Here is an 18,805-nt window from a genome sequence, read left to right as displayed (position 1 = left end):
ACTGCTTATGAAATTCTCCGTGAAGGTGCTCTCAGCGATAAGGTAAAGTTTGGACGCTGTCCAAAATCAGTTGTATTAGAATACCGCTTTGATGAACTAAGTTGGACTGGCAATAGCGAAGAGGTATTGGATAGTTCAGGTAATAACTATAACGGAAGGGCAGTTGGAGGCATTACCACTGCAACCGTAAAAATTTGTAATGCAGCTGAAATTCCAAATAATAACAATGCATCGATATTCGAAGCCGTTGATACCGGGGACGATCTGTATACAGTTATTGGTTCCAGTGGGACGATCAGCCTCTGGTACAAAGGTAATAGTGACTGGAGCTCTGGAACTGACAAAAGACTGTTTGATGCCAATGACGGAAATAAATATTTCTTTGCAGAAATTGGGTCTGACGGTCGAGTCAAATTTTTCTTTGAAGATGGAAATGATGGCGATGACCAGAAGACGACTGATGATGCACTCTCAATTAGGGCTGGGGTGTGGAAACACTTAGCGTTTGTTTGGGATGTCACCAATATCACTGCAAAAATTTTCGTTGATGGTTTTGAAATTTATGGAGCAAATATTGCAGACTCATTACCTGACCAACTGGCCGCTAGTAACTTTATAAATGTCAATTTACGGGCAGTTCGCAGTAACAAAAATGTGTGTGAACCTTTGTTAGAAGGCACACAAGAAATAAGCCTGTCTTATAATTGTGATTCACCCGATCAATGCCTCACCCCATTAAGTGGCATCCCCATTGATGCCAATGGTTCTGGTGATAACACAAGCACTTTAACCGTTATATTTGATGAACTAGGTGTGTCCAATTTGTCTGGACTCAATTACCCCGATGCTGGGCGGTTAACGCTTTCATAATGATTGCGCTTTCTTAAGGTAATTTTGTAATGAGTCTAAAATACGTCCAGAATTAAAAGGTTTAACAATAAATCCATTGGCTCCAGTTTTGATTGCAGCAGACACATTTTCTTGGGAACTTTCACCCGACACCATCACCACCATGATATCTGACTTGGCTTGACGAATTTGCTTTAACACCTCGAGGCCGCTGGTGTGGGGTAATTCGATGTCTAGATACACCAAATCAATCCTATGTTGCATAATTTGCGCGGGTATTAATTCACCCGTAGCAGCATGAAAGAAATTAGCTTCAATTTCCACTTTGTGCTCGTTAATACAGGCTAACAAAGCGGCGCGTAAAAGCTCTCTGCTGTTTTCGACATCGTCTACTAATAATATGTTAATCGTTATGCTCATTTAATACTTCCGCTACTTTTTGATTGAGTTTAGTACAATGTTGGACTCCTTGTACATACTGCTTTTGTCTCAGTAGCAGCAAAGAATCTGCAGCTAAATGGGTTAAATCATCATAACCAAAGCTCCCTGCTGAGCCCTTGATAATATGCACAGCTTTAATCAGGCTAGCATAATCGAGGTTGCGTATGTTTTTAGTTATTTCAGTATGTTGCTTAGCTAACTCTGTATAAAATAGCCTGCTCAGTTTAGGATCCGAAATGAATAATTGGGTACCTTGTGGCTCATTATTGTCTGTGTCGTCACAAACAGATAAATGTTGGCTGAGTACTGCGTATAAATTTTCTAACTCAAGAGGTTTACTTAAGGCTCCAGTAAAACCAATAGCCGCATATTCCTGTATATCTGAGGGCATAACATTGGCAGTCAGGGCATAAATAGGTGTACTTATGCCGAGTTGCAGCAGTGATTTCATTGCTTCTTTACCATCCATGACTGGCATCTGAATATCCATCAAGACCAAATCATATTGAATTGCCAGTGCCTTTTGTAATCCTTCTAGCCCATTTACTGCCAAATCCACCCGCGCTCCTGTTCGCTCAAGGTTAAAGATGATCAACTGTTGATTCACTTCAGTGTCTTCTACCAATAAAATATTGCCGACTAATGAAGGTGTCACTAAAGGTTTAGAAGCAAGAATGTTTCGGTTAAGGATTGAGTCGCATTCACCTTCATATTTTTGGCACACAATAGTCACACAGAATCTTGAGCCTTTACCTAAGGTAGACTCTAATTCAACAACGCCTCCCATTAATTCAACCATACTTTTAGTGATAAATAATCCCAATCCAGTGCCACCAAAATTGCGGGTGATACTAGAATCAGCTTGGCGAAAGTATTCAAATATCAAAGCTTGTTTATCACTGGCAATGCCCTCACCGGTATCAATCACTTCTATCTGTAAGGTGCTGCTGCTAATTATAAATTTCACATGCAAACTGATAGTTCCAGTTTTAGTGAACTTAATCGCATTGCTTAACAAGTTATGTATCACCTGTTTGAGTCGTGTTGGGTCTGCCACTATCCATTCAGGTATAACAGAGTCAATTATCAGGGCAAAATCTAGCTGTTCTTTTTTACAATTAAAAAGGTAAATTTGTTCAATGTCATGTAGCAAGTTAGGAAGGTTAAAGCGGATGGTTTCAAGTTCTAACTTTTGATTTTCAATCTTGCTTATATCTAATATTTCACTTAACAAGGTGGTTAAGTGGCGACCACCATTGATAATAGTAGTGAGATATTCTGCACTTTCTTCGCGACTCAGTCTATGTTGCAATAATACCTCCGCAAAACCAATAATAGCGGTCAAAGGTGTCCTGATTGCATGACTCATATTGGCTAAAAATTCTGATTTCGCTTGGTTTGCCGCATGGGCTTCGGTTTTTGCTTTTTCTGCTTCATGGGTGCGCTCTAAAATCTGTTTTTCTAAGTTCTCTTTGAAATCTTCTAGCTCTTGATTACGCTGAAATAGTTCTAAAGATTTTTGTTCTAAAATAATTTCTGCAGATCGCCGAGCTTGCCGCTCTCTTTGATAACGTTTATTTAATGTTTCTTCATTCATCGGAATTCTTAATGTTTATCGCTTAAACTTCATACCTATAATAGTTAATAACACAGTTTTGTAGTTTCTTTTGCCGCTTAATTCATAAAAATGTGTTGAAACCGCTATTTTTATGATCTTGTTGATGCTCTGTACTTGCCCAAATCCCAGTGCATTGGTACAGTTAGCGGAATATAAATCTTATCAACCAAAGTGCGGTTTTTACATGTTCAAAAAGCTACGGGGAATGTTTTCCAACGATTTGTCAATTGACCTCGGCACAGCAAATACACTTATCTATATCAAGGATCAGGGTATTGTTCTCAATGAACCTTCTGTTGTTGCAATTCGTCAAGAACGCGCCGGTGGGCCTAAAAGTGTTGCGGCCGTGGGGCGTGAAGCAAAACAAATGTTGGGCAGAACCCCTGGTAACATAAAGGCTATTCGCCCCATGAAAGATGGTGTTATTGCCGACTTTTATGTTACAGAAAAAATGCTTCAGCATTTTATCAAACAAGTACACGATAATAATTTTTTACGCCCTAGCCCTAGAGTTTTAGTGTGTGTACCTTGTGGCTCAACTCAAGTTGAACGACGGGCCATTCGTGAATCCGCTTTAGGTGCTGGTGCCCGTGAAGTCTATTTGATTGATGAACCCATGGCGGCAGCTATCGGAGCTGGCTTACCGGTTTCAGAAGCGACAGGCTCTATGGTTGTTGATATTGGTGGCGGTACTACAGAAGTTGCCATTATTTCACTCAACGGTATCGTTTATTCGTCTTCAGTTAGAATTGGTGGCGATAAGTTTGATGAAGCCATTATTTCTTATATTCGTCGTAATTTTGGTTCGCTTATAGGCGAGGCAACGGCTGAACGTATTAAGCATGAGATTGGTGCTGCGTACCCAGGTGAAGAAGTAAGAGAAATTGAAGTACGGGGCCGTAACCTAGCAGAAGGGGTACCACGTGGATTCACCCTTAACAGCAATGAAATTCTTGAAGCCTTACAAGAGCCTTTAACCGGTATTGTGTCTGCAGTTATGGTGGCCCTTGAACAATCACCACCAGAATTGGCCTCAGATATTTCTGAACGCGGCATGGTGCTAACCGGTGGTGGAGCTTTACTTAAAGATTTAGACCGTCTTCTTATGGAAGAAACAGGTATACCAGTGGTGATTGCTGATGATCCACTGACCTGTGTCGCAAGAGGCGGTGGTAAAGCATTTGAAATGATCGATATCCATGGAGGCGATCTCTTTAGCTACGAATAGTAGCAATTGAAATTTCATAGTAAACAAGGCGACAGATGTCGCCTTTGAGCAAACAATAATGAATTTAATGTTTTCAAGTGGACCCTCTCTGCCAAACCGACTTGCGCTGGGTCTTTTGCTGTCTGTCGCACTTATTCTGTTCGATCACAAGTTTGATGGATTTGGCACCACTAGAGTGTATCTCAATTCATTGGTCAGCCCCCTGCAATACTTAGCCAACCTACCCGGACAATTACTCAACGCTAGCGCAAGTCGTTTTGTTTCTCACGAACGTTTGTTTGATGACAATGCTAAATTGACTCATGATGCCATGGTGATGAACGGCCAACTGCAACGCTTAACCTTTTTGCAAGAAGAAAATGACCGCTTACGCAGCCTTTTAAATTCTCCCGTACAAGACAATACCCGCAAAGTTGTCGCCGAGCTTATGGCAGTGGATAACAACCCTTATAGCCATCAGATAGTCATTAACAAAGGGGCTATTAATGGAGTGTTTGAAGGGCAACCCGTCTTAGATGATAAAGGTATTGTTGGACAAATTATGCAAGTGAGTTCAACTAATAGCCGGGTGTTACTCATAGCAGATGTCACCCATGCCATACCGGTCAGGGTAGCCCGAAATAACGTGCGTTTAATCGTTTCTGGTTCTGGCAGCTTGAATGAGTTATTGATCCAACATGTGGCCCATAGTAGTGATCTAAAAATAGGCGATATATTGATATCCTCAGGCTTGGGTAATATATTCCCAGAAGGTTACCCAGTAGCCACTATCACATCCATTATTCGAGATGAAAGTAGGCCATTCCCCCAAATTAGAGCAAAACCTATTGCTCAACTTGATAGGTTAAAGTACTTATTATTACTCTGGTCTGAGCGCACATCTGAAGATAAACAAGCAGTAAAAGAGATTATTCCAAAATGAGCTTACGCAATTATTCTATCGCGCTGAGCATCGTCATCGCATTGGTACTGCAGATTATGCCCATGCCCGCTATCGCGGATTTGTACCGCCCAGATTGGGTCTTATTGGTACTGAGTTACTGGGCCTTGGCGCTACCCAACAGAGTCAACGTAGGCGTGGCGTTTTTTACTGGCCTAATACTAGATATATTACTTGGCACCAGCATGGGTGTGCATAGCTTCGCTATGTGCTTATGTATTTATGTATTAGCTGCAAATCATAAACGTCTTCGCAATTATTCGGTTTGGCAACAATCTATCATTATTGGCATTATGGCGGCCTTATACAACTTGGTTATTTTTTGGGTGCAACATTTACTCACCGATATTTATTTCTTGTTAGATTATCTCTGGCCCGTAGCCAGTTCAATGGTGATATGGCCTTGGTTATTCTGGTTACTCCGTAAAATCCGCCGCCAACTGCGCCTAAATTAATGATGTTACTTCTCGCTTCACAGTCTCCTCGCAGAGCTGAATTACTGAAACAAATAGGCGTACCATTCAGCCAATATCCAGTAGATATTGATGAAACTGTGCTAGACCATGAAACCCCTGACAACTACGTTCGAAGAATGGCTCAAGAAAAGTCTAGTTTAGGTTATAAAAGAGCAGGAGCCAAAAAGCTAGTATTGGGTTTGGACACAATAGTGGTAGCTGAAGGCAGTATTTTAGGGAAACCAAAAAACAAATCTGACGCGGTGCGTATGTTGAGTTTACTGTCCGATAACACCCACCAAGTATTAACAGCCGTCACTATCACTAACTATAAACAACAAAAAACCATAGTCGTTGAAACTCAAGTCTGTTTTGGGCCTCTAAGTAAAGAGCAAATTGCATGGTATTGGAAAACTGGTGAGCCTCAAGATAAAGCCGGAAGCTATGGCATACAGGGCCTAGGCGGACAATTTGTGAAACATATTAACGGTAGTTATAGCGCAGTTGTAGGATTGCCTTTATACCAAACAAGAATGTTGTTAACTGAATTTGGGATTATTAATGAGTGCTGAGCTATTAATCAATGTTACCCCTTCTGAGTCACGTGTAGCCTTGATTGAAAACGGTATCCTGCAAGAAATCCATATAGAACGGCACACAAAACTTGGTTTGGTGGGTAACATTTATCGTGGGAAAGTGAGTCGAGTATTGCCCGGTATGCAAGCGGCGTTTGTAGACATCGGCTTAGATAAGGCGGCATTTTTGCATGCCTCTGACATTGCTGTTCATAGTGAAGTGGAAGAAGATGTTTCACCTAACCATATCGAAAAGCGTGATATCCGCGAGCTAGTAAGAGACGGACAAAATATTGTTGTTCAAGTGGTTAAAGACCAAATTGGTACCAAAGGCGCAAGACTTACCACCGATATTACTATCCCGTCTCGTTATCTGGTATTTATGCCAAGTGTGGAACACGTTGGCGTGTCGCAACGCATTGAAGATGAGGCAGAAAGAGCGCGCCTCAAATCCTTAGTCCAAAGTTTTTGCAGCGAAGAGGGTGGTTTTATTTTACGTACTGCAGCCGAAGGCGTAAAAGAGCAAGAACTGACTCAGGATGCTGATTTCCTGAAACGCTTGTGGCAAAAAATTCGTTCTCGAATGAAAAACAAATCACACATTTTGTATGAAGACTTACCCTTAGCGCGTCGCGTTTTAAGAGATTTTGTGGGTACTACTTTAGATCGAATTCGAATTGATTCGAAGCTGTCTTTACAAGAGTTGCAGCAATTTACCAAAGAATATGTACCAGAATTACATAAACTTTTAGAATATTACCCCGGCGAAAGACCTATTTTTGATTTATACGATGTAGAAAATGAATGTCAGCGCTCCTTAGAAAGGCGAGTAGATTTAAAATCTGGCGGTTATCTAATCATTGACCAAACTGAAGCCATGACAACCATCGATATCAATACTGGTGCTTTTGTGGGTCATCGTAATTTAGAAGAAACCATTTTCAATACTAATATTGAGGCCACTCTAGCCATTGCCCGACAACTCAGATTGCGCAACTTGGGAGGCATGATCCTAATCGACTTTATCGATATGACGGTAGAAGATCACAAAAGAAGAGTGATGCATAGCCTTGAAGTAGCCACCAATAAAGATAGAGCCAAAATCAATATCCACGGTTTTACTGTGCTTGGCCTGATTGAAATGACCCGCAAAAGAACCCGTGAAAGTTTAGAACATGTTTTATGTGGTGAATGCCCAGTATGTAAAGGGCGCGGCTCGATAAAAACCGTAGAAACCGTGTGTTTTGAGATTATGCGCGAAATTGTTCGCGTCAATCGGGCCTATGATGCAGATAAATTTGTAGTCTACGCATCACCAGCCGTTGCCGACGCTTTACTTGGAGAAGAGTCCCATATGTTGGCTGAACTGGAGATATTCGTCACAAAACAGATTAAGGTTCATACTGAGCTTCTATACAACCAAGACAAGTTCGATGTCGTCATGATGTAAGTAGATGAAAAACGTCAATACCAAAACTAAAAGTGTGTCATTTTATGCCGCCTATCTGATCAAAAAACTCTGGGCATTGGTTGCTTTGAGTTTGGTTGTGGTTGCTGTGACCCTCAGTGTGGTTCGTTATTCACTGCCCTATATGAATGATCAAAAACATTACCTAGAACAATGGTTATCAGAGCAAGTAGGAGCCGAGTTAAAAATTGGCGAAATTAGTGCAAAATGGCAAGGAGTAGGGCCCGCAATAATACTTCGGGATATACAGTTAATTCAAAACACCCCATTCATTCAAAACTCAACATCCCCCATTAGCCTAACCATTGCCGAAACAGCCATAGAGGTTGATTTTTGGCAATCTGTACGAGCCGGTCAAATTCAATCAAAGAAGTTCGATTTGCGGGAAATGGAATTGAGTATTGATATCGCCTCTTTAGATCAAGAAGAGACTCAATATCCATTAGTGGAGGCATTAGAAAAGTTATTTTTACAACAACTGCAGCTGTTTTCTATTAGTCAAAGCAAAATAATTATCAATACTAAAAATAATCAACAGCAAGTAGTACTCATTGACCAAGTGTCTTGGGTTAATAAGGAAGAACATCACCAAGGTGTTGGTCAGCTGCAAATAGAAGAAATCGCAAAAAACTCTACCTCTTTTGTTCTCGACTTATATGGCAATCAAGAAAAACTCCACGGCACTTTTTTCGCAAAAGGTGAAGAAGTTGACTTATCTCCTTGGGTGGAACAATGGATACCCAGCAAAAACAAATTAGTTGAGAGTCGTAGTAGTTTTGTTATGTGGGCGACGATAAAAGATAAATCACTACAGTCGGTGCAACTTGATTTGTCTAATAGTCGCTTTGATTGGCAAAATCCAGAAAATGCTAGCCCAGAAAACAACCTCAAGGCTGCAGTACTGGGTGGCCAAATTAATGCCAGTCCTGTAAATAATGAATGGCTATTTAATCTCAATAATTTGACCATGCAAATAAATGACAATGTGCTGGTATCAAACTGGTTAGGTAAGATAGACCAAACTGGCGCATTAACCTTGCAACATAACCATCCGATAAAATTGCAGTCGGTATTACCCATGTTAGCCTTGGCTATGGAGCCTAGCCAAATACAATCACTTGAATCATTGCAACCCCAAGCAACATTAAACTCTTTAGATATTCATCGTACCCTAAGCGGCGATTTGGCAGTTAAGGCCTCAATTAGCGATCTACAGTGGCAACAGGCAAAATTTATTCCCGGTATGGCTGGCTTAGCAACCGAGCTAAATTGGTTTAACGGTAATGGGCGCTTAAGATTAAAAGGTAAATCAGGACAACTGTCGATCAATCGGTTGTTACCAGACAATATTGACTACCAGCGTTTTTACGCTGATTTGTATATTCAAACCTCTGAAAAAAACATCAGTATTCTGGCTGAAAATACGTTATTTAAAAGCGACCTTATTAGTTTACGGCCCAATGTTTATTATCGCAGCATCGATAATTTCTTATCTTTATCGACAAACATTGAAGCCATCGATGTCCCACAGTTATCACAAATTTATCCCACAGAACTTATGGGTGTGAGTACTAAAAATTATCTAGTCGAATGTTTACAACAAGGGCAAATAAAAAGTGCCCAATTATTATGGCATGGTACGGTCAACGATTTTCCTTTTGAGCAAGGCCAAGGGGTTTTCCAGGCAAAAGTACAAGTGGCTGATGGGAAGTTGAAATTTTCCCCACAATGGCCGGCATTGAGGGATTTTGATGTCAAGTTACTATTCGAAAACAAAAGTTTGACCATGACCAGCCAAAAAGGGCGATTACTCGATGTAGAGCTAGCTGACTTATCGGCAACAATTCCCGAATTGGCAGCCAATGCTGTTTTAAATATAGATACAAATGCCCAAGCCAATGGGCAACAAGTGACTGATTTGATGCTGCAAAGTAACCTTGCGGATACGCTTGGTAAAACCTTACAACAAATCAAAGTGAGTGGGTTGTTAAAAACACAATTAAATCTGTACATTCCTCTGTCTGGTGAAGAATTGGTTGCAAAAGGCAAAGTATTATTAACAAATAATAAGGTTGAACTACCTAGCTTAGATATTTTAATGGAGCGCACTAATGGCACAGTCAGTTTTATCAACAATAAAATAACAGCAAGTGGTCTTAAGGCGCAATTGTTAAAACAACCTATAAACCTTAGTTTAACTGGTGCCCAGGAGGATAAAGGTTATCAAACAGATATTAATATTAAGGGAAATTGGCAGGTTACACCTCTGCTTGAATCATTTTCTGATGGCTTAACTAAATACCTATCTGGAAGCAGCAACTGGACCGCAGACATTGCCCTAACGCTACCCAGTCAAGGCTACGAATACTCCGCAAAAATATTCAGTGAACTCACCCAGCTAAACTCGGTATTACCCGCACCATTTGCTAAGACCTCAGAACAAGCATTACCCCTATTAGTCACCAGTCAAGGTAATGAGCAAGCCTCATCCATCAAAGTCACCCTGGGACAGGACGTTGAATTTAACGGAAATTTACCCCATCAAGATATGCAGTTTTCTCGAGCTCACTTAGCCATTGGCCAATCAAATTTGATGGGCATGGGCTTAGGTTTTAGTGTTTCTGCCAATTTGTTAGACTTAGATGTTAGCGAATGGTATGAGGCCGTTAATACTCTTATCAATGACCTTCCTGATAACAACGACAAACCATTACTCAAGGCACCGAAACGTATTTTTATCCAAGCAGACAACGCTCTGTTCGCATCACAACGGCTTACGGGGTTAGAGGTAGTAGCCAAAAATACCAGTGACAGTTGGCTTTTTGATATCAATGCCAAAGAAACACGGATGGAAGTGGCTCTATATAAAGATTGGTTAAAAAAAGGTGTGGAGATTAACGCTGATTTTATTGAGTTCACCAAATGGCAGGACCCCCAATCTAATAATGACGAGACGCTATCTGCTGGGCCTATGCAGTTTGCTGCCAACATTGATACCTTACCGCCTGTTAGCTTTTCTTGTATCCGCTGTCGTTTTCTGGAGAAGGACTTAGGCAAAATTGATTTTGACCTGTCTCGGTCTGCCACAGGTATGAAGATAGATCAGGTGCGCTTAAATAATGCTCATGGTCTGTTTTATGGCTCAGGAGACTGGTTTTTAACCAACGGCCAAAGCAGTACCCGTTTAAAAGGTGAGTTTAGTAGCTCAGACTTTGGTGCATTTCTCAAAGGTCTTAAATTAGATTCAGGGATCAAGGACTCAAAAGCCAGTTCCCAATTTGATTTAAGTTGGAAGCGCGCACCTTACGAATTCAACTTTGAGACACTGAATGGTCATATAGACTGGCGTCTATCAGATGGCTATTTGACTGAAGTAAGTGATCAAGGCTCACGAATATTCAGCCTGCTTAGCCTTGACTCCTTGGTCCGCAAACTGCAGCTTGATTTTAGAGACATCTTTGCCAAAGGTTTTTTCTACGACAAAATTAACGGCAGTTTTCAGCTAGAAAATGGCACTGCTTATACCCAAGATACCTTAGTGGATGGAGGGGCTGGCGAAATCACCATGAAAGGTTACACCGACTTAAACGCCCAGCAAGTTAATTACCAAATCGAGTTCGCCCCAAATGTGACATCCAGCTTACCGGTAATAGTTGCATGGATGGTTAATCCAGCTACAGCATTGGCAGCACTTGCGCTGGATCAAATGTTAACTTCAGCAAAAGTGATTTCTAATATCAAGTTTTCACTCACTGGCACCTTAGACGATCCACAACTCACAGAGTTAGGTCGCGATAGTAAAGAAGTATCGTTACCAGCCCGGGCAAATCCAGAGCCTAAATTAGAAATACCCCCGTCTATAGACCGACAGTTAGACACACCGGTTAATATAAAATTACCTGATGAGGTACCAGTAAGTGGCTAATGTATGCCCAAATATTGTAGCAATTCAAATGACATCTTCACCCCAAGTTGAAGATAACCTTTTGTTTGTAGAACAGCAGCTCAAATTATTGCCCACACAAAGACCCTGTTTGGTGGTATTACCAGAATGTTTTGCTTGTTTTGGAGGTGGTGACAAATTAATGCTGGATATCGCAGAAGACTTGCACCTAGGCCCCATTCAACACAAGCTTAAGCAATTTGCTAAACAATATGATATCTGGTTAGTGGCGGGCAGCTTGCCAATTTTATGTGCATCCGCCGATAAATTCACTGCATCTTGTTTATTAATTAATGACCAAGGGGAGATGGTCGAAGAGTATCAAAAAATCCACCTCTTCGATGTGCAAGTGGCAGACAATACTGGCACATATCTGGAGTCTCGCCTTACTCAGGCGGGCAATACAGTAATCGTCACTCAGACCCCCTTTGGTAACCTTGGCCTAGCTGTTTGTTACGACATTCGTTTTGCTGGCATGTTCGCAGCCATGAATCAGATTGCACCGCTCGACGTATTGGCCTTACCCGCTGCTTTTACTCAAAAAACGGGGAAAGCTCACTGGCATTCATTGCTCAGGGCCCGGGCTATAGAAAATCAGTGTTATATCGTTGCCGCTAATCAAACCGGTGAACATAGGAATAAGCGACAAACTTATGGTCACTCCTGTATCATCTCACCTTGGGGCGATACGTTACTTGAATTACCCCATGATACCGGCATGATACATGCCCAAATTGATCATCAATTACTCGCTGATATCCGCACTAAAATGCCCGTTTATCAGCACAACAAATTCAGGAGTCACCTTGTCTAATTTGGTAGAAGAAAACTTACTAGATGCATCGAATCTAACCCGCGCCACATTAGAGACAGCGCTAGACGCCATATATCAACATGACAACGATTTTGCTGATTTGTATTTTCAGTCAAGTCAACACGAAACCTGGGTACTAGAAGACGGTATTATTAAAGAAGGTAGTTACAATATTGAGCGCGGTGTGGGTGTTCGTGCCGTTAGCGGTGAAAAAACCGGCTTTGCTTATTCTGATGAAATATCCCCAGAAGCTTTAATGAAAGCGGCAATAGCCTCACGCAGTATTTCAAAGTCAGGTGGCAAACATAAAGTCGCGTCACTCAAACAAAGTACCCCTGCCAGCCGATATCATGATGAAAATCCACTTTTGGGTATGCAAGAACAAGAAAAAATAGCGCTATTGCGAGCGGCAAATGAATACATCCGCAAGCAGGAAAGTGCCCTGAGTCAAGTGGTTATTAGTATTAGCGGAGTATATGAGGAAATCTTAATAGCGGCCACAGACGGCACCTTTTGTACCGATATTCGCCCACTTATCCGTTTCAACTGTTCAGTATTGATGGAAAAAGACGGACGCCGAGAAAGAGGCAGTTCAGGTGCCGGTGGACGCTATGCCTATGATTATTTTGTCGCGGATGACGCTGGTCGCCCCCGCTATCAACAAATAGCTGATGAAGCCATTCATATGGCAAGAGTGAATATTCAAGCTGTGCCAGCCCCAGCAGGGAAAATGCCAGTTGTGTTAGGAAGTGGTTGGCCAGGCGTATTGTTACATGAAGCAGTAGGACATGGTTTAGAAGGTGACTTCAACCGTAAAGGCGCATCTACTTTCAGTGGTCGTATCGGTGAACAAGTCGCAGCCAAAGGCTGCACAGTTGTTGATGATGGTACATTAGCCAATAGACGCGGTTCTCTCAGTGTCGATGACGAAGGCACACCGACTCAACACAATGTATTAATCGAAGACGGTATTCTTAAAGGTTACATGCAAGACAAACTCAACGCGCGCTTGATGGGTGTTGCCCCAACAGGTAATGGCCGACGTGAATCTTATGCTCATTTGCCTATGCCACGTATGACCAATACCTATATGTTAGGCGGTGAGTTTGCACCAGAAGCGATCATTGCATCTATAGACAAGGGCATTTACGCACCTAACTTTGGTGGTGGTCAGGTTGATATCACCTCAGGCAAATTTGTATTTTCTACATCCGAAGCCTACTTAATCGAAAAAGGTAAAATCACCACTCCTATCAAAGGCGCCACCTTAATTGGCAATGGCCCAGAAGCCATGCAAAAGATTTCTATGATAGGTAATGACTTAGCCTTAGATAAAGGAGTAGGTGTGTGCGGTAAGGACGGGCAAAGTTTGCCCGTAGGTGTGGGTCAACCCACCCTTAAAGTAGATGAGTTAACTGTCGGTGGTACAGCTTAACTTTACTCAGCCCCAAGAGCTTAGGTGTACTAAGTGAAATGCTTGGCGATAAAAGTGGGTGAGCGCAGCCAACAACGCAGCAGCATTAGGGGATAAGGGAAGAAGCTACTTACATTTAAGATAAAGGCCTAGCGTAGCGACACCAACGAGCATTAAATGAAGCCAAACACAAACAGTAGTTTTTGGGGTTTAAGTCTGAGGTATCCCCACGAATAACATGGTTTCAGGGCATTCCGCCCTAATTCCCCTCTATTTTTTAAAAAATAAGGGATTATATGGGTGCGAAATGGGTCGTAAAAATGAACAACCTCAGCTTTCCTTTAGTTGAACTGTTTTTATGTCATTTTAGTGATGTCTCCTCTAAATTTTGCCTAATATTGCCTATCGTGCGCACGAATAGGCAGCCTGAATATTCAGGTACGTTTGATTGTTTTTTGAGTTCTATCTAATTTTACTGATGTAATAGGAAGATTGATTAAAACCCATTATCTGCCTGGGCGATCATGTATTTCATATACATGGCGGCCTTGACGAAATGCTCCTGCTCTAAAGCCAGATGGGGATTGGCAATCATCCTGAGTCCCAGATACTGAAGCGAAATAACCCTGCGCTTTTAATGGTATTAGCCTGAAAGTGTCGGGCGTAGTCCGCCTGCTCGGCTGCGGCTCCAATCAGTATCAGCAACATTGCGGCTAGTACTGCGACCAACATAAGTATCTCTATTCTTCTTATTTTGTAACTTTCGCTTTCATTAAAGCCCAAGCCATAGAGCTTGCTTTTCATATCTCTATACCCCTCTTCAATCTGCATTCTGCTCGAATATATATTGACCACCTGCTTGGCAAGTTGACTCGTCACAGGCAGTGAGCTGGTAAGCAGCCATGGCTCGCTACCGCCAGTTGCTTGCTGCTGTGAATGTTTTGAACGGCACCTCTTGATACGGATTGGTATTACCTTCTGCTGTCAGCTTGTGCCGGCCTTTGGCTGCCCCCTAGTACAAAACAAAGGTGGTGTCAAAACGGTTACTTCTGGTCAGTTGCCCCCTGAAGCACTGCGCAGTTGAGGTCGCCTGTTTGAAAAGCACATTAACGGACTGCCAATCTTTATTCTCACCCTCAATTTTGTAAAAATTGGGTTTTCTGACCCGGCCAACATGATCCCATCCCAATGATAATACCATTTGATGCCAGGGTACCTTGAAGCCCGCATCTGCGACGATAATGGGACGACAGTGAACGGGCAGCAGACTGGCAAGTGTTGCCAAAAATGCTTTATGGATGGCGGGTTTCTCTTTCTTATTCAGCGGATGGACTTCCAGATAGAGCGTGATTGAACGGCCATCACAGGCAAGCCTGGCACTGATAAGAAACGCACTTTTGCACTCGTCTAAATCAGACCAGTCAACGAGGATAACAGGGCGAGCACTTGCGGGGATCCAGAGTTTACAGATGCCGCCATATATCTCTGTTCTCTCCCCTCCCTGTGGAGGTGGTCGTTGGAACACAGTCTGTCACTTCGTTTGATCGAATGCTTTTCAAAGGTCTTGCTCTCAATACCACGCCCATACTCGTGACCGTAAGGGAATGGCCATTAACAATGCTGTTGATGCATTCGACCAGAGCCAGCCGTCTCATTTTGTGCATGGGACTGGAATTGATGAGAAAATCATTTACAATATTTTTAACTTTCATGGTGTTTATTCCTGATTGGTAGGTGTAATCAACTGATCTGATCAGCGAACACCACGAAAGTTCATTTTTATTTCTTTAACTCATTGTTTTTTATGTATTATTCGTGGAGATACCTCAGGGTCAGTAAACTTACGTTTCAACATACCAGTCTACTTTATTTAGTTCCCAAACAATCGTTTGAAGGACCGTTTATCGCCTATAGAGCTCAGTTATATAAAATCAAAACCTGCTTCAAGCATCACACCTATCGAAATAAGATTAGTTACCCACCTGTACTCTATCGATAACACCAAAACTTGACATCCTGCTGTTCTAAAAATACTTCTGCGTTAGGGCCCTTTAATAAAGCCATAGTTGCTAACAATCCAGCTTGGATACAATGGGGGGCAGCAACAGTCACCGAGCGGGCTGCCTTTTCAATGGGATATCCGGTTTCAGGATTAAGGATATGACTGTAACGTTTAGCGTCTTTTAATAGATAACGCTTTGCATCACCACTGGTGGCTAATCCGCCATTGATGATTTTCAGGGTGTGAGTGGTCTTTTTACTTTCATCTTCAGGGCTTTCAATACCGATATGCCATGACTGCTTATTTTGTCGTGGGCGGGTCACCTGAATATCACCACCAAAGTTCACTACTACTGATATGGTTGGTGTATATTCGTTACATAACTTGGCGACACAATCCACAGCGTATTCTTTGCCTATGCCACCGAAATCCAACTCCATTCCTTTTGCCAGTGTGATTGAAGACTGATCATATTTGATTTTTTGCCAACCGATATAAGGCATTAATGCTTTTACCGCTTCAGGGGTAGGTAATTTATCTGAGCCATCGAATTTCCATGCCCGTCGTAATACACCAGAGGTAATATCGAACATACCTTCACTTAACTCAAAGCAGCTATTAGCAAATTCCAGCAGTCGAAAAACTTCTTCATCAATAACCACCGTTTTACCCATACTATGATTAATCTTAGCCATAGGGTTGTTAGGTAAATAACGGCTAAATTTCTGTTCTATACGTTTGGTTTCTTTATAGGCAAGGGAGGTAAGATGATTGGCAAGCAAAGAGTCTTGCGTTTCTATCAAAAGTTCGCATGGACTGGCCATAGCAGAAAAGCGACCAATCATATGGTCGCCTTTTTGTTCTAAATTAAAAGAGCCTGTTGACAAAGGCAGTCCTTAGGGCAAAAATCCTACTTTAAAAGCTATAGCTGACTTGTGCAACCACTGCTTTCACGCTGGGATATAAGTCGAGTTGCTGTAAAGCACCGGGCTCGTCGAAACCAGCATTTTTAGGATCTTGCTGATAATATTCCAACCTAAATGCCCATTCATTACCACTAGACATTTTCATTCCGTATTTTATGCCTAAGGTGTAAGCGGTCATTTCGCCTAAACGATAATCTGCAGTGGCAAATGTAGGTAGGGTTGTACCTTCCATTAGAAATGGTTGATAAAACTCCGCAGCACTTTGCTGGTAATACCTAAAATGAGGCTGAATATAAGTATTATCACTCAAATTAAATCGAAATCTAGAATCTATCGTATGCGATGAGACGTCCCAGTCATCGGTGGCGTACCGATAAGAAACATCAGCTACACCAACATCCAAGGCATATTTTGTTTGCCAATAGAAACTATGTCGGGTGCGCTCTGTTGGCCGGTCTTCATGCAATAATGATTGAGTTAACCCTTGGTCATTAACCACACTTAATACCTTAAAGGGGTCGGTGTGATATCCATCAGACATAGAGAAACCGTAATTAAATTGCATTAACATTCTGCGGTTGATAATTTGTGTCACTCCCAACAATAAGTCTACCGTAGTTTTATCGTCGGTATCTGTCTGCCTTGTGGCATCAAAAGCCGCTCTATAGGCTTGCTCATTGGGAAATTGACCTTTGTCGATAACCATTTCAGAAAAAGCAACGGGCCGTCCACCTTCGGGATCGATAGAATCAAATGCTAGAGATAACCCTGCAGAAACTGTGGTGTTCTTCTGATTAAAGTCTTTGGCTAGAGAGCCATTAACTGCCACAGACAGATAGTCATACTCTTTTGAAAGATGTACACCTGTACTGCCTCGCATGTCGTCCCAAAGGGGTTGAGTCCATTGTGCTTCAAGTTGCACTCGGGTATCGATAAAGGTGTCATCTAAAGGTGTTTCACCAGCGGCAATAACATATTGCCCATTGCCGGATGGACGAGTATAAGTTTGGGCATTAGGCTGCGCCACAGCACCAGATGCAGAAGCACCAGTGAGTGAATCAAGCACGATTTTTCCAGAAAAAATATGCTCATCGCCAAAATCTTTTTTAGCGGAAAAAACACCTTCAACGGCAGTGACTCTATCTGCTTCTCCGTAGTACAGCAGTGCCGCATCCATTTCCCATACGCCTTCATCGGCTAAAGCGACCGGGGATGCCCCCAATAAAGCACAAGTTGCAGCAGCGAGTGCCGTATTCACATTGGCAACTTTCTTCGGTTTGTTAGTTAAATGGTTTTTCGATGTTAATTGCATCCACAACCTCCACCAGCAAACGCGCGACCACCACTGGTGCCTTCTTTACTAAAATAAATATGGTCATCTAACCCAAGATCGTTACCTTCGGCGTCCAAAGCCATTTCTTCTTTGGCGAGCAGATCACGCTCCCATGGCTGCACTCCTAAGTTTGCGCAACCAACAAGTTGGGTACTTATCAAAAATGCGACGGTAATTCGTGCTTTATTTAGCATCATTGGCTACTCCTATTCGTTAAGTAATAAATTTAATTCTTGTTCATATAAGGGTTGGGTTCGGGTGAAAAACCCTTTATGTGCAAAGCGGATTTTGCCTTTCTTATCGATTAAATAACTGCTTGGCATACCCAATAACTCATAATCTCTTGCGATTTTGCCTTCAGGGTCATAAACAATGGGGATTTGTGCAGGTACTTTATCTAAAAAAGTCTTTGCCAAAGCCGCTTCCGCATCTAAATTAATGGCAATGATTTGCAAACCTTTTCCAGCATATTTGTGATGCATCTGGTTCATCCAAGGAAATGACTTACGACATGGCTTGCACCAGCTAGCCCAAAAGTCGAGATACACGACCTGCCCTTTTAAATCAGATAGTTTGTTAGGTAACTGATCGTTAGAGATAGCAAAATCTGGCGCTGCAATCTCCTTGGCAAAGCTTAATGATAGTGGTGTGAAGCTGATGAAAATAACCAGCAAACTTAGTAGGAACTGACGCAAATTATTGGCCTTCTAGATAATTTGTGATCATTCTAGAAGTTGAAACTTAAGTAAAACTTAAGGCAATAAAAAAGCTCCCTAAGGAGCTTTCTAAAATAGGACTA

Annotated in this window: 17 protein-coding genes; 9 read left to right on the top strand and 8 right to left on the bottom strand. The window is 42.0% G+C overall.

Annotated features, from left to right (window positions below; all coding sequences use genetic code 11):
• Positions 1-126 precede the first annotated feature (126 nt).
• The gene (locus CXF95_RS30735) at positions 127-870 is read left to right on the top strand and encodes a LamG domain-containing protein (protein WP_232787876.1); all 744 of its coding nucleotides are present in this window, start codon (positions 127-129) and stop codon (positions 868-870) included.
• Here CXF95_RS30735 and CXF95_RS15725 read toward each other — a convergent pair.
• Together CXF95_RS15725 and CXF95_RS15720 are read right to left on the bottom strand one after the other, a co-directional pair.
• Positions 865-1,269 carry a response regulator gene (locus tag CXF95_RS15725; RefSeq protein ID WP_101199579.1) on the bottom strand — a complete coding sequence of 135 codons (405 nt, stop codon included), beginning with the start codon at positions 1,267-1,269 and terminating at the stop codon, positions 865-867. The genes CXF95_RS30735 and CXF95_RS15725 overlap by 6 nt on opposite strands.
• Entirely contained in the window at positions 1,253-2,887 is a 1,635-nt protein-coding gene (locus CXF95_RS15720; protein WP_101199578.1) for an ATP-binding protein, read from the bottom strand. The genes CXF95_RS15725 and CXF95_RS15720 overlap by 17 nt, the downstream gene beginning before the upstream one ends.
• Before the next feature lie 205 nt (positions 2,888-3,092).
• On the opposite strand from CXF95_RS15720, the gene CXF95_RS15715 reads away from it, so the two are divergent.
• The 8 genes from CXF95_RS15715 to tldD are packed head-to-tail and all read left to right on the top strand — an operon-like array spanning position 3,093 to position 13,766.
• A complete protein-coding gene (locus tag CXF95_RS15715; protein ID WP_101199577.1) occupies positions 3,093-4,136 on the top strand; it encodes a rod shape-determining protein in 1,044 nt (347 codons plus the stop codon).
• A 58-nt stretch (positions 4,137-4,194) separates the two neighbouring features.
• Positions 4,195-5,058: a rod shape-determining protein MreC gene (gene mreC, locus CXF95_RS15710; protein WP_101199576.1), complete on the top strand. Its 864-nt coding sequence runs from the start codon at positions 4,195-4,197 to the stop codon at positions 5,056-5,058.
• Positions 5,055-5,531: a rod shape-determining protein MreD gene (gene mreD / locus CXF95_RS15705; protein ID WP_101199575.1), complete on the top strand. Its 477-nt coding sequence runs from the start codon at positions 5,055-5,057 to the stop codon at positions 5,529-5,531. Before mreC ends, mreD begins: the two co-directional genes overlap by 4 nt.
• A gap of 2 nt (positions 5,532-5,533) precedes the next feature.
• Complete coding sequence (locus tag CXF95_RS15700) at positions 5,534-6,103, top strand: nucleoside triphosphate pyrophosphatase (protein ID WP_198556632.1); 570 nt, start codon at positions 5,534-5,536, stop codon at positions 6,101-6,103.
• Complete coding sequence (gene rng / locus CXF95_RS15695) at positions 6,093-7,556, top strand: ribonuclease G (protein WP_101199573.1); 1,464 nt, start codon at positions 6,093-6,095, stop codon at positions 7,554-7,556. Before CXF95_RS15700 ends, rng begins: the two co-directional genes overlap by 11 nt.
• 4 nt (positions 7,557-7,560) lie before the next feature.
• The gene (locus CXF95_RS15690; RefSeq protein WP_101199572.1) at positions 7,561-11,499 is read left to right on the top strand and encodes a YhdP family protein; all 3,939 of its coding nucleotides are present in this window, start codon (positions 7,561-7,563) and stop codon (positions 11,497-11,499) included.
• 28 nt (positions 11,500-11,527) lie between these two features.
• Entirely contained in the window at positions 11,528-12,331 is an 804-nt protein-coding gene (locus CXF95_RS15685; protein ID WP_101200084.1) for a carbon-nitrogen hydrolase family protein, read from the top strand.
• A complete protein-coding gene (tldD, locus tag CXF95_RS15680; protein WP_101199571.1) occupies positions 12,324-13,766 on the top strand; it encodes a metalloprotease TldD in 1,443 nt (480 codons plus the stop codon). Before CXF95_RS15685 ends, tldD begins: the two co-directional genes overlap by 8 nt.
• 570 nt (positions 13,767-14,336) lie before the next feature.
• Here the strand turns inward: tldD and CXF95_RS15675 are convergent.
• From CXF95_RS15675 to CXF95_RS15650, 6 genes are all read right to left on the bottom strand, one after another.
• Entirely contained in the window at positions 14,337-14,705 is a 369-nt protein-coding gene (locus CXF95_RS15675) for a transposase (RefSeq protein WP_255418933.1), read from the bottom strand.
• Positions 14,706-14,757: 52 nt separating this feature from the next.
• A complete protein-coding gene (locus CXF95_RS15670; RefSeq protein WP_101199569.1) occupies positions 14,758-15,270 on the bottom strand; it encodes a transposase in 513 nt (170 codons plus the stop codon).
• Positions 15,271-15,734: 464 nt separating this feature from the next.
• Positions 15,735-16,571: an FAD:protein FMN transferase gene (locus CXF95_RS15665; RefSeq protein WP_101200083.1), complete on the bottom strand. Its 837-nt coding sequence runs from the start codon at positions 16,569-16,571 to the stop codon at positions 15,735-15,737.
• Positions 16,572-16,662: 91 nt separating this feature from the next.
• A complete protein-coding gene (locus CXF95_RS15660) occupies positions 16,663-17,985 on the bottom strand; it encodes a DUF3570 domain-containing protein (protein WP_101199568.1) in 1,323 nt (440 codons plus the stop codon).
• On the bottom strand, positions 17,976-18,200 hold the full coding sequence (locus tag CXF95_RS15655) for a DUF4266 domain-containing protein (RefSeq protein ID WP_101200082.1): 225 nt from the start codon (positions 18,198-18,200) through the stop codon (positions 17,976-17,978). Before CXF95_RS15655 ends, CXF95_RS15660 begins: the two co-directional genes overlap by 10 nt.
• A 12-nt stretch (positions 18,201-18,212) precedes the next feature.
• The gene (locus CXF95_RS15650; RefSeq protein WP_198556607.1) at positions 18,213-18,701 is read right to left on the bottom strand and encodes a TlpA disulfide reductase family protein; all 489 of its coding nucleotides are present in this window, start codon (positions 18,699-18,701) and stop codon (positions 18,213-18,215) included.
• Between the last annotated feature and the right edge of the window lie 104 nt (positions 18,702-18,805).

Source organism: Paraglaciecola sp. MB-3u-78, assembly GCF_002835935.1.
GTDB lineage: Bacteria > Pseudomonadota > Gammaproteobacteria > Enterobacterales > Alteromonadaceae > Paraglaciecola.
Note: the sequence above shows the minus strand (reverse complement) of the source record. Positions and strands in the feature narration are given on the sequence as shown.